The organism is Zobellia barbeyronii, assembly GCF_018603515.1.
Taxonomy (GTDB): domain Bacteria; phylum Bacteroidota; class Bacteroidia; order Flavobacteriales; family Flavobacteriaceae; genus Zobellia; species Zobellia barbeyronii.
In genome coordinates this window covers 535,297-551,596 of sequence record NZ_JACATN010000001.1, presented here as the reverse complement: position 1 = coordinate 551,596, position 16,300 = coordinate 535,297, and the positions used below count along the sequence as shown (strand labels likewise).

General features: G+C 37.4%; 12 protein-coding genes. 7 read left to right on the top strand and 5 right to left on the bottom strand.

Going from position 1 to position 16,300, the window contains the following annotated elements; translation table 11 throughout:
* Window positions 1–34 precede the first annotated feature (34 nt).
* Together HW347_RS02150 and HW347_RS02145 are read left to right on the top strand one after the other, a co-directional pair.
* Window positions 35–802 carry an exodeoxyribonuclease III gene (locus HW347_RS02150; protein ID WP_162524574.1) on the top strand — a complete coding sequence of 256 codons (768 nt, stop codon included), beginning with the start codon at window positions 35–37 and terminating at the stop codon, window positions 800–802.
* A 146-nt stretch (window positions 803–948) separates the two neighbouring features.
* A complete protein-coding gene (locus HW347_RS02145) occupies window positions 949–1,989 on the top strand; it encodes an NADP(H)-dependent aldo-keto reductase (RefSeq protein ID WP_155597870.1) in 1,041 nt (346 codons plus the stop codon).
* A gap of 140 nt (window positions 1,990–2,129) precedes the next feature.
* Here the strand turns inward: HW347_RS02145 and radA are convergent, their stop codons facing one another.
* From radA to panC, 5 genes are all read right to left on the bottom strand, one after another.
* Entirely contained in the window at window positions 2,130–3,491 is a 1,362-nt protein-coding gene (gene radA / locus HW347_RS02140) for a DNA repair protein RadA (protein WP_214610309.1), read from the bottom strand.
* A 68-nt stretch (window positions 3,492–3,559) separates the two neighbouring features.
* Window positions 3,560–4,702 (bottom strand): alpha/beta hydrolase, encoded by a 1,143-nt coding sequence (locus HW347_RS02135; protein WP_214610308.1) that lies wholly within the window; start codon window positions 4,700–4,702, stop codon window positions 3,560–3,562.
* Between the two features lie 27 nt (window positions 4,703–4,729).
* The gene (locus tag HW347_RS02130; protein WP_214610307.1) at window positions 4,730–5,695 is read right to left on the bottom strand and encodes a lysylphosphatidylglycerol synthase transmembrane domain-containing protein; all 966 of its coding nucleotides are present in this window, start codon (window positions 5,693–5,695) and stop codon (window positions 4,730–4,732) included.
* A 2-nt stretch (window positions 5,696–5,697) separates the two neighbouring features.
* Window positions 5,698–6,048 (bottom strand): aspartate 1-decarboxylase, encoded by a 351-nt coding sequence (gene panD / locus HW347_RS02125; RefSeq protein WP_194533401.1) that lies wholly within the window; start codon window positions 6,046–6,048, stop codon window positions 5,698–5,700.
* 17 nt (window positions 6,049–6,065) lie between these two features.
* Entirely contained in the window at window positions 6,066–6,908 is an 843-nt protein-coding gene (panC, locus tag HW347_RS02120) for a pantoate--beta-alanine ligase (protein WP_214610306.1), read from the bottom strand.
* A gap of 107 nt (window positions 6,909–7,015) precedes the next feature.
* Between panC and HW347_RS02115 the strand changes: the two genes are divergently transcribed.
* The 5 genes from HW347_RS02115 (at window position 7,016) to HW347_RS02095 (ending at window position 16,290) form a co-directional block, all read left to right on the top strand.
* A complete protein-coding gene (locus HW347_RS02115) occupies window positions 7,016–7,825 on the top strand; it encodes a glycogen/starch synthase (RefSeq protein ID WP_214610305.1) in 810 nt (269 codons plus the stop codon).
* Between the two features lie 5 nt (window positions 7,826–7,830).
* Entirely contained in the window at window positions 7,831–9,663 is a 1,833-nt protein-coding gene (locus tag HW347_RS02110) for a DUF4270 family protein (protein ID WP_214610304.1), read from the top strand.
* Window positions 9,664–9,850: 187 nt separating this feature from the next.
* Window positions 9,851–11,698, top strand: a complete 1,848-nt coding sequence (glmS, locus tag HW347_RS02105; protein ID WP_214610303.1) for a glutamine--fructose-6-phosphate transaminase (isomerizing) — start codon at window positions 9,851–9,853, stop codon at window positions 11,696–11,698.
* 199 nt (window positions 11,699–11,897) lie between these two features.
* Entirely contained in the window at window positions 11,898–14,663 is a 2,766-nt protein-coding gene (locus HW347_RS02100; RefSeq protein ID WP_214610302.1) for a TonB-dependent receptor, read from the top strand.
* Window positions 14,664–14,673: 10 nt separating this feature from the next.
* Entirely contained in the window at window positions 14,674–16,290 is a 1,617-nt protein-coding gene (locus HW347_RS02095) for a G-D-S-L family lipolytic protein (protein ID WP_214610301.1), read from the top strand.
* Window positions 16,291–16,300: the final 10 nt, after the last annotated feature.

Sequence of the window (16,300 nt, the reverse complement as noted above, 5' to 3'; positions counted from 1 at the left end):
CACATTGCTTATTTTCGTAAAAAAAGTAAAAATCGTGAAGATAGTATCATATAACGTAAACGGCATACGTGCTGCATTGAACAAAGGTTTTATAGAGTGGTTACAAGCAGTTGATCCAGATGTAGTTTGTCTTCAAGAAATAAAGGCTATGGAGGAGCAGTTAGACCTTTCGCTTTTTGAAGAAGCAGGCTATAAATATAATTACTGGTTCAGTGCGCAAAAGAAGGGATATAGCGGTACCGCTATTTTATCTAAAACCCAACCAGATACTATTCAGAAAGGAACCGGTATAGATTATATGGATTTTGAAGGCCGTAATATTAGGGCAGATTTTGGTGATATATCAATCATGAGCATGTACTTGCCTTCAGGTACTAATTTGGCCCGTTTGGATCTCAAGTTACAGTATATGGCAGATTTTCAAGAGTATGCGGATGACCTGAGGAAAACACATCCCAACTTAATTGTTTTAGGTGATTATAATATTTGTCACGAAGCAATAGATATCCATGATCCTGTCCGTAACAAAAAAGTATCTGGTTTTCTACCTGTTGAACGTGAATGGATAGGAGATTTCATGAGTAGTGGATTCATTGACAGCTTCCGTCATTTTAACGAAGAGCCTGATAACTATACTTGGTGGAGTTACCGGGCCAATGCTAGAAATAATAATAAAGGATGGCGTTTGGATTATGCCATGGTGGCGGAGCCTTTAAGAGATCGATTAAAACGATCAGTAATACTTGCTGAAGCCAAGCACAGTGATCATTGTCCTATTTTAGTCGAAATTGATATGGTCTAATCTGGTTGATTTGATAGGTTTTTGTCTGTAGATATGCATTTTGGCGATTTTCAGACAACAATCGATAAGGGGTTTTTTGTAACCCTTCAAATTGCTTAGATTTGGTCTTTTTGAAAATAGTACCCCAATAATACCCCAAAGAATACATGAAGAATACAACCCTACCCTACACTGACATAGAAGTCAGTAAAATTTGCCTTGGTACAATGACATGGGGCAAACAGAATACGGAAGCGGAAGGCCATGAACAGATGGACTTTGCTCTAGAAAATGGAGTTAATTTTTTTGATACTGCAGAATTGTATCCTGTTCCTGCGCATCCAGACCGTCATTCAGCAACGGAGAAAATAATTGGAACGTGGTTCAAGAAAAATGGCAATCGTGATAAAGTAATTCTCGGAACCAAAATTGCTGGTAAGGCCGATTTTACAAAGTTTATCCGAACTACAGGTTTCTCTCCAGATGCTATTCGTAGCGCTGTTGAGGGAAGTTTAGAACGGCTTCAAACCGATTATATTGATCTTTATCAATTGCATTGGCCAGAAAGAAATACTAATTACTTCGGAAAAAGAGGCTATAAGCATGATATATCAGACCATTGGAAAGATAATATTCACCAAGTGTTGGAAACCATGCGCGATTTAATTCGTGAAGGGAAAATTAGACACGTAGGCATATCTAATGAGACTCCTTGGGGTGCAATGCGTTTTTTAACGGAAAGTAAAGTTCATGCTGGTTTGCCTCGAGCAATTACCATACAGAATCCGTACAGTCTTTTGAACCGTCAGTTTGAGGTTGGTCTTTCTGAAATTTCATTGCGTGAGAAGATTGGCCTTTTGGCATATTCCCCAATGGGTTTTGGAACATTATCCGGAAAGTATTTAGGAGGTATGAAGCCTGCAACAGGAAGAATTACTTTGTTTCCTAACTATAATAGATATAGTAATGACCCTGCAATACAGGCAACTGAGAAGTATCATGAGCTAGCACAGCAACACGGACTTTCTATGGCGCAAATGGCTTTGGCTTTTGTAAACACAAGACCGTTCGTTACCAGTACCATTATTGGGGCGACTTCAATGAAACAATTGCAGGAGAATATTGAAAGTATAGATTTGAAATTGAGCGAAGAGGTGCTTGAAGGCATTGAAGCGATACATAATTCTATTCCTAATCCAGCACCATAAATAGGCTATATGTTCTTTCTAAAGGTAGGCTTTGGCCAGTTGATAGTAATTGTGGTGGTAATCTTGATAATCATGGTTACCGCCCGGATACTTCGCGATAAGAGATAGGGGAATTCTGTTTTTTTTTTTCGATAAGTCGATTAACCAAAAAGAGCGTTGACCATATCTTCTATTCTTGAGATAAGATGCACTTCTATTTTTGTATTTTTTAAGGTGATTTTATTATTCTTAGAAACATAGATAGAAGTGAAACCTAGTTTTTCAGCTTCAGAAATACGTTGGTCCACTCGTTGTACTGGCCGTATTTCCCCCGCAAGACCAACCTCCGCAGAAAAACAGACGCCTTTTTCAATGGGAATATCCTCGTTACTAGATAATATGGCAGCAACTACGGCTAAATCAATAGCTGGGTCATCAACTGAAATTCCCCCAGTAATATTCAGAAAGACATCTTTAGCTCCTAATTTAAAACCAGCCCGTTTTTCAAGAACGGCCAATAGCATATTAAGGCGTTTAGCATTGTAGCCTGTAGTAGAGCGCTGTGGTGTGCCGTAAACGGCTGTACTTACCAAAGCTTGGATTTCTATCATTAATGGGCGCATACCTTCTATGGTAGACGCAATGGCGGTGCCGCTAAGTCCTTCATCGTTTTTTGAAATCAATATCTCAGAAGGGTTGTTCACTTGTCTTAGACCTCCACCTAACATTTCATAAATACCTAATTCTGCTGTTGAACCAAAACGGTTTTTTAAAGCTCTAAGAATACGGTATACGTAGTTCCTATCACCTTCGAACTGTAAAACGGTATCCACCATGTGCTCCAAAATCTTTGGTCCTGCAATAGAACCGTCTTTGGTAATATGGCCTATTAGAATAACTGGTGTGTTGGTTTCTTTGGCAAATTTTATGAGTTCCGCAGTACATTCACGTACTTGGGATATGCTGCCTGCGGCAGATTCTATATAATCTGAATGTAATGTTTGGATAGAGTCTATAACAACTATATCCGGCTCAGTGGTTTCTATCTGCTTAAAAATATTTTGGGTCTTGGTCTCTGTAAGTATAAAACAGGTTTCGCTGTTCGGGTGAATTCTATCTGCCCGCATCTTAATCTGTTTTTGACTTTCCTCTCCAGAAACGTAAAGAGTTTTATACGGGAGTTTTAATGCAATTTGTAGAAGTAAGGTGCTTTTTCCAACTCCTGGTTCCCCACCTAGTAAAACTAGCGCTCCAGGTACAAGTCCGCCGCCTAAAACACGGTTGAATTCCAAATCAAAAGTGTCTAGTCTTAGTTCCTTGTCTGTGCTAATTTCATTAACGCGTAAGGGTTTTGCTGTTTTCTTTACGGTTGTAGTACTTGCCTTCCAGCTTGTTTTTTCCTCCTTCTGAATGACTTCTTCAACTACAGTGTTCCATTCTTTACAAGCAGAACATTGTCCCACCCATTTGGCGTATTGAGTGCCACAGTTCTGGCAGAAAAAAGCTGTTTTTGTTTTGGCCATACCTTGTTTTGAGGATTGGCCTTAAAGGTAAAACTTTGTTTGATAATTAGCGCTGTGTAGTTTGTGATTTAGTAACCAAAATCAGCTTTTAAAGCATCTATTTTTTCTAAAGCCATCTCTTTGGTAAGGAAATCTATTTCATCCATAGCAAATGCTTTTTCAAAAGTTTTGAACGCTTTCTTTGGTTCGCCCATCTGCTCGTAATATTCACCTTCAAAGTAGAAACCCATCATAGTATCAGGGAATTCTTTTTTACAAAGTTCTGCAAGTGGTTTTAAAGATTCTGTATCCTCCTTTTTTCGGCACGCGGCATAGATGGCCATAATATCGTTGAGGTCAACTGTTTTTTTAACTCGGAATAAATCCTCTATATTTTGATATTTGTTTTCTAAATATTGAAAAACAGGTTCTTCAGAAGTTAATATTTGATTTTTGTATTCCTTAGGGCTGATTGGCTTGAACATGCCAAAAATATTATCAAAAACCTTTCCTAGGCCGTAAGTAGCTATAGAAACATGATCAGCACCATCATATTGTTGAAAGTTATAATGTAAGGATTCTTTGTCAATGGCCTTAATGGCCTTGTCCATCTGAAGAATTCGTGAAGTATTCTTATTTTTTTCGGTTTCGACTATTAATTCATAGAAAATCTGTTTGTCAAATGACGCTAAACGTGTTGGTACTCTTGTTTCCATTTCAGGAGCCAAATCAGGTGAGATGTTTACGTAAGCATTAAACAATGAATTTTCTTTAAAAAGCCAATAGTTGGTAAAGTTGGCTGTGATGTCATATCCAACAATCATTTTGAAAGGAGCAGTGCTGTAAGTAAGGTCTAGATAGGGTATAATTTCCATTCCTAGAAACTCAAAGAATTTTTTTGCTTTTTCAGAAGGAAGACCAGAATCTGGGTCATAAGCACAATCATCAAAACGAATGCTCTTTTTGCTTTGTTCTACGCCTACAACTATACTGGCGGGCATACCATGAAATTTATGATAAAACTTAGCATTGGCTACTACTTGATCAAAAAGGTACTCGCCATCTAGAACAACGATCAAAGGGTATTTTTTTTCTTTATCGTAATCTTCTGGAAAGTAGTATTTTACGTCTCGACGCTCTTGTAATTTAAAAGATTCAAAAATCTCTTGTGTAACTTGTGCGTTGAGGCTAGCGCATAGAAGGCATGCAAAAAAAGTAAGTTTCCGTAACATGGTGTAGTTTTTGGGTACAACGAAACCTTATCGGCTTCTGTTGAATAACGGTAATACCAGAAAAGATATTGCCCCAAAAACAACGATCATTAGAGTTTGTGCAATCCACATAATCCATCCGAAGGCATCACCGGATACCGCGCTAATGCCAAAAATGGTCAACGCACTGCTTACCGCAATAGGATAAAGACCAATGCCGCCATTGGTAGCCGTCATTGCAAAAGAGCCAGCTACAAAAGCAACCATAAGCTCGCTTAATGATAAATGTATGGTTTCTGGCACGGTAAATTTAATAACCCAAAGCATGCCAATGTAGCAACCCCAAATAAAAAGAGTATGTAGCACAAATGCCCATTTCTTTTTCATTTTAAAGATACTAAAAACACCTTCCATAAGGCCTTTAACGAAACCTTTAATCTTAATGGCTATTTTATGCGACGATTTTTTAATAAAAAGAAAAAAGAGAACCAGACCAACAAGTCCTGCTGCCATCAATAATAATAGTCCTTTAATATTGAACCCTTTGTCTTGTAGAAAGCCTAAAATAATATCTGTCTGTAAGAGCAAGGTGATGCCTATTAGCGATAAAAGCATAATTACATCAATAACACGCTCTGTTACAATAGTGCCAAACCCTTTTTCAAAAGGTACGCCTTCATAGGTTGTAAGCGCTGTGGCTCTAAGAATCTCACCTGTTCTTGGTATGCCTAGGTTTGCAAAATAGGCCATTAGAATAATAAAAATATTATTTATTATTTTGGGTTTGTACCCTAGTGGTTCCAATAAATAATTCCAACGAACGGCACGAGAGATGTGCCCAAGGATACCAAGGACTATAGAAATGCTAACCCAAAAAAGGTCAGCTTCCTTAATGTAAAATAATATTTGAGTTCGGTCCTCTGGTGAAGTCTTATAGTAAGAGTACCAAACTAAAAAAACTCCCAAGGCTATTGGGAGTAGTGTTTTTAGTATTTTTTTGAGTTTCTCGTTCAAGTCTACTTCAATAAATTGGTTTCTTCGTTAGGGAATACCAATGAAGGGTTAAACTTTTTAGCTTCTTCAATATCCATTCTGCCATAAGTAATTAGAATAAGAATATCCCCTACAGCTACTTTTCTGGATGCTGCGCCGTTCAAAGTAATTTCTCCACTTTTTCTTGGTCCTGGTATAGCGTAGGTTTCTAGCCTTTCGCCATTATTATTGTTTACAATCTGTACTTTTTCACCTCTTATAATGTTTGCTGCATCCATTAAATCTTCATCAATAGTGATGCTGCCGATATAATTTAAATCGGCCCCGGTAACTTTTACGCGGTGTATTTTAGATTTTACAACTTCTATTTGCATGGGATAAAGGTAATTAATTATAGGGCAATATTGTCTATTAGACGAACTCCGTCAGCATAAACGGCGATAAACGCCCTATATTTTAGTTTTTCGTTTTTTCTTGTAATTGGGCTTAGAGTATCTACATCGGTTATTTCAATATATTCCAACTCTAAATCTTCCTGTTCGTTAAATTGTTCTTTAACCCAATCTATTACATAATTAGCATTTTCCGTGCCAAATTTTTCTTTGGCACTCAGTAGTGTATGGTAGATGAACGAAGCTTTTTGTCGTAATTGTTTAGATAACCTTTCATTACGTGAACTCATGGCTAAACCATTGGTTTCTCTAACAATTGGGCAGCCAATGATTTCAACAGGAATGTTCTGTTGTTTTACTAATTTTCTTATGATCTGTAGTTGTTGAAAGTCTTTTTCTCCAAAGTAAGCCCTGTCTGGTTTTACGAGTAAAAGAAGCGCTTCAACAATAGTGCCTACCCCATTAAAATGGTCATCTCTAAACGCACCTTCCATGACTGTGTCTAAGCCTTCAAAATTGTATTTCTTAGCTTTAATTTCATGATTATAGACTTCATCCGCAGAAGGCGAAAAAATAAGGATATCTTCCGAAATACTAGAAAGTAAATTCAAATCGGCATCAAAAGTATCTGGATATTTAGCAAGATCTTCCTTGTTATCAAATTGCGTGGGGTTGACGAAAATACTCACCACAACGGTTTGATTTTCGTTAATTGCCTTTTGAACTAAAGAGGTGTGACCCGTGTGAAGCGCACCCATGGTGGGTACGAGCCCTAAATTATTGATTTTAGGCAGGGTTGAAATGTGATCTGAGAGTTCTTTTTTGGTTTTGAATACCAACATAGGTTTGGTTTAAAAGCGAGCAAACTTACTATAATTACTGCTAATCTGTAGAATTTTCGTAATTTTGCACGCACGTTGCACTAAATAAATAAAAAAACATTGCATATATGAATGGTAAAAAGATATTGTTCGTATCGTCGGAGTTAGTACCCTACCTTCCTCAGAACGAAGTTTCCCTAATGTCTTATGAAACTCCTAGGATGGTCAACAGTAATGGCGGTCAAATACGGATTTTTATGCCGAGATATGGCAATATAAACGAACGTAGACACCAACTTCACGAGGTGATTCGTTTGTCAGGCATGAATTTAGTTATCAACGACATGGATATGCCTCTTATTATCAAGGTGGCTTCCATACCTCGCGAGCGTATTCAGGTTTATTTTATTGACAATGATGAGTATTTTAAGCGTAAGGCTACATTTACTGATACGGATGGAAATTTATTTCCGGACAACGACCAAAGAGCCATCTTTTTTGCTAAAGGTGTTGTTGAAACGGTCAAGAAATTAAACTGGTCTCCAGATATAATTCATGTTCATGGGTGGTTAGCTTCTTTGTTGCCATTGTATCTTAAAAAATATTATGCAGACGAGCCATTGTTCAATGCTAGTAAAATAGTCACTTCGGTTTATGGTAAATCTTTTGAAGGTGAATTAGATTCCGATATGATCAAAAAGGTATCTTTTGATGGTATTCCAGAAGATAGCATTCAGGATCTTAAAGCTCCCAATTATAATAATTTGTTAAAGATTGCGGTAGATAACTCGGATGCTGTTATTTTAGCTGCGGAAGATATTCCGGAAGATTTACAGAGTCATATATCCAACCTTGAAAAACCTGTGTTGCCATATGTTACCTTACAAGAATTTGAGGAAGCCTATGCCAATTTTTATAACACTGAAGTTTTAAAATAGCCCGAATGATTTTTTTGAACAGATTAAAACTCCCTGCTCTTGCAGCAATAGCACTTGTCACCATCTTTGCATCTTGTGAAGAAGACTTAACAACCGTAGGCTCTGGTGTAGTTGGGGGAGAGCCGTTCAAAAACAATAAGGCTGTTTTTGATGTTTTTGCTTACAATAAGAAGATAAAGGCAGTGTCTACTAATAAGTTACCTATTTATCAGTTAGGTATCTATGACGATCCGCTTTACGGAAAAACTGAAGCTCGTGTAACTTCTCAAGTATTATTGCCTAGTGCAAGCCCTACTTTTGGAACGTATTCTCAGGTGTTAGAAGAAACTGAGAATACAAGCGTACCTGCTCAAATACCAGAAAACGAAACTGTAGAGTCAGTATATCTGTATATTCCATTTTTGACAAACCCAACGGGTGATGCGGATTTAGATGGTCTTATTGATGAGTTAGATGATGATCCATTAGATGCAAACAGTGATACTGATGGCGGTGGTCTTACAGATGCTCAAGAGAAAACAAAAGGTTCAGATCCATTAAATCCTGCCGATGATGTAGACACGGCAGATTTTGTAAAAGATCAGTTTCCTAAAACCTTTGATTTAGATAGTATTTATGTTGATAGTAGATTGTATAATCAAGATATTGATGTTGCAAGTTTTAACTTAAAGGTGGAGAGGTCTACTTTCTTTATGAGAGACTTGGATCCTTTAGCTAATTTTCAGGAAGCGCAAGAGTATTACTCTAATCAAGAATTTCCAGCTAGTTCATTTGGAGAGGTGCTTTACGACAGTTCGGTTGGAGAGCCATTAGTAATTAGTTCAGAGTCAATTCCGGTACCTAAATTAGATGATGCTACAACCGAGGATGTTAATGAGGAGACTCAATTCAACTATTTGGCTCCGGGAATTCGTGTAGAGCTAGATAAAGATTTTTTTCAGGAAAATATTTTGGATAAAGAAGGTTCTTCGGAGCTATCTAGTCAGGCTAATTTTAATGAGTACCTAAGGGGAATTCATTTAACGCTAGCAGCAGGAGATAAAGATGTGATGTTACTGTTTAATTTAAAAAACGCTAGCATTACGATTAGGTATAAATATGATAGCGCAGATACTGCTGGTGTGGTTTCAACACAAGAAAAGCGAAAAGATGTTGTGCTCAGCTTTATTCGTGATGTAACTAATACTCAAACCGGTCAGGTTACTACTGTGGGCAATGCGTCAAATACACTCGTTAATGAGGTATATCCTGTGGAAGTATCCGATAATTTAGATACTGAGACAAATGCATCAAAAATTTATTTAAAGGGAGGGGCTGGTTCTTTTGCTGAAATTAAATTGTTCGATGATGCAAACAGTAGAGAGACTATAAATGAAATAAAAGCAAATAATTGGATTATTAATAATGCCAATCTTGTTTTTTATGTGGCTGATGATAATCTAGGTGCGGCACCTCAAAAATTGTATTTATACAATAAAGAAACTAATGCAAGTTTGCCGTTATCAGCCAGCGATGCTACTAGTCAATTGGCTGAGTATGATGGGGAATTGGAGTCTTCTAGTACAGGTAACGGAGTAAAATATACTGTAGACGTTACAACCTATATTAATAGCCTTGTGTTGGATGATGCTGAAAATGTTACTTTAGGTTTAACAACAACACCTAATCTGTTTTTTACAGGTACGCTTAATGCTATGCTAGAGAACGATGTTGAAGAACAATTGCCGGTTGCAAATACCTTAACGCCTTTAGGTACTGCCCTTTATGGTAGTGATGTTAGTGGAGCTGATTCTGATAAGAAGCTACAGCTTGAAATTTTTTATACCGAAACCAACTAGTTTTTATACAAGACAACTACTCTAATTTTATTTACGCGAGTTTGCGCTTTAGGCAGTGAGATTAACCTTACTATACCAATTAACGATATTTGTCGTTTTATAGGTGTGTTTTAGGGAGATTTGACTAGCTTCTAGTACATTTGCGGCAAAGTATTTATTTTCCCCAACTTAAATTAACGTATACAGTATGTGTGGAATAGTAGGTTATATAGGGCATAGAGATGCCTATCCGATTGTAGTAAAAGGTTTACAACGTCTTGAATATAGAGGATACGATAGTGCCGGTGTTGCAATTTACGACGGCGAAAAAATAAACTTGGCAAAGACCAAGGGTAAGGTTGAAGATTTAAAGAAAAAGGCCGAAAGTACGATTTCCTTAGAAGGGAAGCTAGGTATTGGTCATACGCGTTGGGCTACCCATGGGGTACCAAATGATGTTAATTCTCACCCACATTATTCTAATTCCGGTGATTTAGTAATTATCCACAACGGAATTATTGAAAATTATGAGTCTATAAAGAAAGAGCTTACCAAAAGAGGGTATACTTTTAAATCAGATACAGATACTGAGGTTCTTATCAACTTAATAGAAGAGGTTCAAAAGACGGAAGACGTAAAGTTGGGCAAAGCTGTTCAGCTCGCTTTGAATGAAGTAGTAGGTGCTTACGCTATTGCTGTTTTTGATATAAAGAAGCCTGATGAGATAGTGGTTGCCAAATTAGGTAGTCCATTAGCAATCGGTGTTGGTGATAATGAATTTTTTATTGCCTCTGATGCTTCTCCTTTTATTGAATTCACCAATAATGCTATATACCTTCAAGATGAGGAAATGGCGATTATTAGAATCGGGAAGGAAATCAAACTTCGAAAAATTAAAAATGATGCTGTAGCATATCCGAATATTCTCGAATTGAAAATGAATATCGAGGAAATTGAAAAAGGTGGTTACGATCATTTTATGCTTAAAGAAATTTATGAGCAACCAAGGGCTATTTTGGATACCTATAGAGGTAGATTGCGAGCAGCTCAGGGTCTTATAAAGATGGCTGGTATTGATGAGAATTTAGAAAAGTTCATGAACGCGAACCGCATAATTATTGTGGCTTGTGGTACTTCATGGCATGCAGGCTTAGTGGCTGAATATATATTTGAAGATTTGGCAAGAATACCTGTAGAGGTAGAGTATGCTTCTGAGTTTAGATATAGAAACCCTGTTATTACCGATAAAGATGTGCTTATTGCTATTTCTCAATCTGGTGAAACTGCAGATACTTTAGCTGCTATAAAATTAGCGAAGGAAAAAGGAGCTTACGTATTTGGTGTATGTAATGTTGTAGGTTCTTCTATTGCTAGAGAATCAGATTCAGGTGCTTACACTCATGCTGGTCCTGAGATAGGAGTAGCGTCAACCAAGGCTTTTACGACACAGATTACTGTTCTAACATTGATTGCGTTAAAATTGGCAAAGGAAAAAGGTGTTTTCTCTCAATCTAGGTTTCATGAATTTTTAACTGAACTAGAAAATATTCCTGCTAAGGTAGAGAAGGTGTTAGAAAGTAATGCTCTTATAGAAAAGATTGCAGAGGTTTATAAGGATTCTACCAATTGTTTATATCTAGGTAGAGGATATAATTTCCCGGTAGCTTTAGAAGGAGCGCTTAAACTTAAAGAAATTAGTTACATACATGCAGAAGGATATCCTGCTGCAGAAATGAAGCATGGACCTATTGCTTTGATAGATGAACAAATGCCAGTATTCGTGATTGCCACTAAGAGAGGGCATTATGAAAAAGTGGTAAGTAATATTCAAGAAATCAAATCAAGAAAAGGAAAGATAATAGCTATTGTCACAGAGGGTGATACACAGGTTAAAGAATTGGCAGATCATGTAATTGAGGTGCCTGAGACTTTGGAAAGCCTTACGCCATTATTAACTACCATTCCTTTGCAACTGTTGTCGTACCATATTGCGGTAATGAGAAATTGTAATGTAGATCAGCCTAGAAACTTGGCAAAATCGGTTACAGTAGAATAAACTACTATTAAAATAATAGTATTAGCTTTTAATAGGCCTTGACATATGTCAAGGCCTATTTGTTTTAGGGTATTTGTAATTTTAAGAGGGTATTTTTATGAAAAAAGTACTATGCATGCATAATTTTTTCCATTTTATGATTATTGGTCGAAAAAAAAATGTAACTTCGATTTACTAACATTTTTAACTTAAACTTAACATGAGAGCAATACTATTTTTAGCCTTGCTGTTGGCGACTAGCTTTGGATTTTCGCAAACAACGGTAAACGGGAAAGTGGTAGATCAGAACAGTCAGCCCGTACCAGGGGCCAATATCGTTATTGAAGGAAAAGCGATTGGCACCACGACGGATTTTGACGGTAATTTTAATTTACAAACTTCTGAGGTACCCCCTTTTCAGTTAAGAATTACCAGTATCGGATATTCCGAGACTACAGAGGAAGTCACCTCGAACAATCAAACATTGACTATCGTCATTGAAGAGTCCCAAACGTTTTTGGACGAGGTAGTGATATCTGCTTCCAGAACTCCTGAACGGATTTTTGAATCGCCGGTAACGGTTGAGCGTTTTGGTCTAAAAGAAATAAAAAATACGGCTTCTGCTGATTTTTATGACGGACTAGAAAACTTGAAAGGTGTAGACATCAATACCAACAGTTTGACGTTTAAATCTATCAACACGAGAGGTTTTGCAAGTTTTGGAAATTCACGATTTATGCAGCTTGTGGATGGAATGGACAACTCAACACCTGCTCTTAACTTTCCTTTGGGGAATTTGGTAGGGATGATAGAAACCGATGTTCAAAGTGTTGAACTTCTTCCTGGAGCATCTTCGGCATTATATGGTGCTAATGCATTCAATGGTGTGCTTTTTATGCGTAGTAAAAGTCCATTTGATCATGAAGGGATTAGTGTTTCTATGAAAAGAGGTATTACATCACAGGTGGCCGCGGGAGATAATTCTTATACGGATTTTGGAATCCGTGCCGCACACAAATTCTCGGATAAATTCGCGGGTAAAGTCAATTTTGGATACTTAAAAGGTACAGATTGGGCTGCTACAAGTGAGATTGATAAGTTTGATCCAACAAGAACACGGGCCAATTATAATTATGATGGTATAAATGTTTATGGGGATGAGGTTTCCACGAATATAAGAGCTGCATCAGGTCTTGGTGTCATCCCAGATGTTGAAGTTAGTAGAACTGGATATAATGAAGGTGCTTTAACGAACAATAATGCAGAAAGCATTAAAGCAGATTGGGGTCTTTATTATCGTCCTATTGAAGATAGTAATCTGGAGTTATCTTATGTAGGTAAGGTAGGTACGGGGTCAACCATGTATCAAGGAACCAACAGATATAATATAGATGGCTTTTTTCAAGAACAGCATAAGTTTGAAGTTAAAAACGATAACTTCTTTCTAAGAGGATACATTGTTGCAGATAAGGCGGGAGATTCTTATGATATGGTTTTTGCAGGGATTAATATTAACCAAGCATGGAAATCTAATGAGGATTGGTTTGGTGATTATATTGCAACATATGCGGGAATAGAACTTAGTGGTAATCCTTCTGGTTTATCTGATGATCAGAAGCATGCTGCGGCACGTGCTGCAGCTGATACGGGAAGATACTTGCCTGGGTCTACAGAATTTCAGAGTGCGTTTGAGAGAGTTATAAAAGACCCTGATTTATCAACGGGTGCCCAATTTAAAGATGCATCTAAATATTATCATGCAGATGGTAACTATAACTTCAGTCATTTAACAGACTTTGCAGACATCCAAGTTGGTGGGTCTTACAGACAATATAGTTTGAATTCTTTTGGAACTATTTATACTGATTATGATAGTACTATAGACTATTCGGAATTCGGTGTTTATACTCAGATTCAAAAAACTTTTGATTTTAGTGAGGAAATGAATCTTAAGCTTACCGGTTCTGTGCGATATGATAAATCAGAATTTTTTGACGGTTTCTTTTCGCCAAGATTATCCGCAGGTTTAACCTTAAATAGAGACCATAATATTAGAGCTTCGGTTCAAACTGGTTTTAGAAATCCAACAACTCAGGATTTGTTTATTGGCCTTAATGCGGGTAGAGCCATATTGGTTGGTTCAGCTCCAGATAATTTAGATCGTTATTCTACAGATTTTGATGTAAGTGTAGTGGGTCAGGAAAACCTTCAGCAACCAGCTATGATAACTCAAACGGGTAGGGCTGCTTATGAAAATTCATATAAGGCAAGTTCTGTTGAGATGTTAGGAGAGACCGGTAACCCTGCAGATTTAATCGTTGCAAATCCTGATATTGTGAAGCCGGAAAAGGTTACGTCTTTTGAAATAGGATACCGTGGTAAAATTGAAAAGTTCGTGATAGACTTTAGTGCATACTATAACCAGTATAAAGACTTTATCTCTCAAGAGGTGGTTGTTGCGCCATATTACGGAACTGTTGGTGACGGAGCGTTATCTGTTGCTGCAGTAGCTAACGGAGACTATCAGGCATATAGTGCTTATACGAATTCTGATGTGAATATTAATTCCTATGGAGCTTCATTAGGCTTGACTGCAAAAGTATTTGATATTTTTGACCTTAGTGGTAGCTATACTTTTACAAAGCAAGATTTTGACCAAGCTGCTAATCCGGACTTCATGAGTAGTTTCAACACTCCAGAACATAAGTTTAAGGCGAGTATCGGAAGTACTGATTTGGTTGAAAACTTTGGTTTTAATATTGCCTATAGGTTTAGTGATGATTATTTATGGGAAGCTACTTTTGGAACTGGTGTTGTGCCGGAATTCCATACAATAGATGCTCAAATAAATTATACCGTACCAAGTATTAAATCTGTATTTAAAGTAGGTGCTTCCAATCTTTTGGGTGACGAGTACTTTACAGCATTTGGTACTGGGTTTATCGGTTCACAGTATTATGTCTCTTGGACAATCAATAATCTTTAATAGTTAGAAAATGAAAATAAGATATATAGCCTTATGGGCCGTGTTTTTCGGTTTTGTGGCATGTAATGATGAAGAGGATTTTGAAACGACTGAAGAAGTTGAGGCAAAACCGGAGCTTGTTACAGGTTCTGCAGATTTTTCCACTTATGTTTCTTTGGGTAATTCCTTAACAGCAGGTTTTACTGATAATGCTCTTTTTGTGGCAGGTCAAGAAAATTCAATACCTAATTTATTGTCTACCAAGTTTGCTTTGGTAGGAGGAGGAGCTTTTTCACAGCCTTTAATGAACGACAATATAGGAGGTCTTTTAGTTGGAGGAACTCAGTTGGAGGGTTTTAACCCTAGATTAGTTTTTAACGGTTCTGGACCAGCTGCTTTAGCCGATGTAATAGGTGAAGTTGCTCCAACTACAGATATAATTTTAAATAATCCAACAGGTCCTTTTAATAATTTAGGGGTTCCTGGTGCAAAGAGTTTTCATTTGTTGGCGCCAGGTTATGGTAATGCTGCAAATTTAGCTGCCATGCTTGCTAATCCGTATTATGTTAGAATGACGGGTACAACGCCAGATGCTAGAGTTTTAGAGTTGGCTATGGCGCAATCACCTTCATTTTTCAGTTTATGGATTGGAAATAATGATGTTTTAGGGCATGCGCTTTCAGGAGCTGATGGTACAAACCCTATGACGGAGCAGGCTACTTTTGATTTAGCAATAAATACATTGGTGACAACATTAACTTCGGCTGGAGCAAAAGGTGTAATAGGTAATATTCCATTTGTGACGGATATTCCACATTTTACAACTGTTCCTCATAATCCTATTAACCCGGCCGAGAATGGTTTTGCGGCACAAGTACCTACATTGAATACCGTTTATGGTGCTTTAAATCAAGTGTATACTGCACTTGGAGAAACAAACCGGATTGTTGTTTTTTCAGACTCTACAAATAACGCGGTAGTAATTAAAGATGAAGCGCTTATTGATATATCTGCCCAAATTACGGGTGCATTTAATGCAAACCCAGGTTTTCCTGTATTTGTTACACAGTTAGGTTTGCCTGAGGCGGCAGCACCTTTGGTTGCTAGTCTTTTAGGTACTGCGTATGGTCAATCAAGAGCTGCTACGGAAAATGATTTATTGGTATTACCTAGCAGTAATATAATTGGTAAGGTAAATGAAGCATCTTTTGCTGCATTTTCGGCAGCAAATCTTCCTCCTGAAGTTGCAGGTCAATTTTCTGTTGAAGGGGTTACTTTGCCTTTGGCCGACAAATGGGTGTTGACCCCAGAAGAACAAGAGGAAATTAATAATGTTACTATTAATTTTAATAGCACAATAGCTAGTGCTGCAGCTGCAGCGGGATTGGCAGAGGTAAATGCTAATCAGTTATTACAAAATTTGGCAAATGGCGGTGTTACGGACGGAGATTATATTCTTACGTCAAAATTAGTTACCGGCGGAGCCTTTTCATTAGACGGTGTTCACCTTACAGCAAGAGGGTATGCGTTAATGGCCAACGAATTTATGAAAGCTATAGATGCTACTTATGAAACTAATTTTGAAGCATCTGGGTCGTTTTTTGATATAGGAAAATATCCTACGAACTATTCGCCCACATTGCAATAAGCATTGTTTT

Coding starts and splice junctions, on each gene's coding strand:
- HW347_RS02115 (WP_214610305.1), top strand. CDS start 7,016: ATGAATGGTAAAAAGATATTGTTCGTATCGTCGGAGTTAGTACCCTAC.
- panC (WP_214610306.1), bottom strand. CDS start 6,908: ATGTTGGTATTCAAAACCAAAAAAGAACTCTCAGATCACATTTCAACC.
- HW347_RS02110 (WP_214610304.1), top strand. CDS start 7,831: ATGATTTTTTTGAACAGATTAAAACTCCCTGCTCTTGCAGCAATAGCA.
- HW347_RS02100 (WP_214610302.1), top strand. CDS start 11,898: ATGAGAGCAATACTATTTTTAGCCTTGCTGTTGGCGACTAGCTTTGGA.
- panD (WP_194533401.1), bottom strand. CDS start 6,048: ATGCAAATAGAAGTTGTAAAATCTAAAATACACCGCGTAAAAGTTACC.
- glmS (WP_214610303.1), top strand. CDS start 9,851: ATGTGTGGAATAGTAGGTTATATAGGGCATAGAGATGCCTATCCGATT.
- HW347_RS02095 (WP_214610301.1), top strand. CDS start 14,674: ATGAAAATAAGATATATAGCCTTATGGGCCGTGTTTTTCGGTTTTGTG.
- HW347_RS02145 (WP_155597870.1), top strand. CDS start 949: ATGAAGAATACAACCCTACCCTACACTGACATAGAAGTCAGTAAAATT.
- HW347_RS02135 (WP_214610308.1), bottom strand. CDS start 4,702: ATGTTACGGAAACTTACTTTTTTTGCATGCCTTCTATGCGCTAGCCTC.
- radA (WP_214610309.1), bottom strand. CDS start 3,491: ATGGCCAAAACAAAAACAGCTTTTTTCTGCCAGAACTGTGGCACTCAA.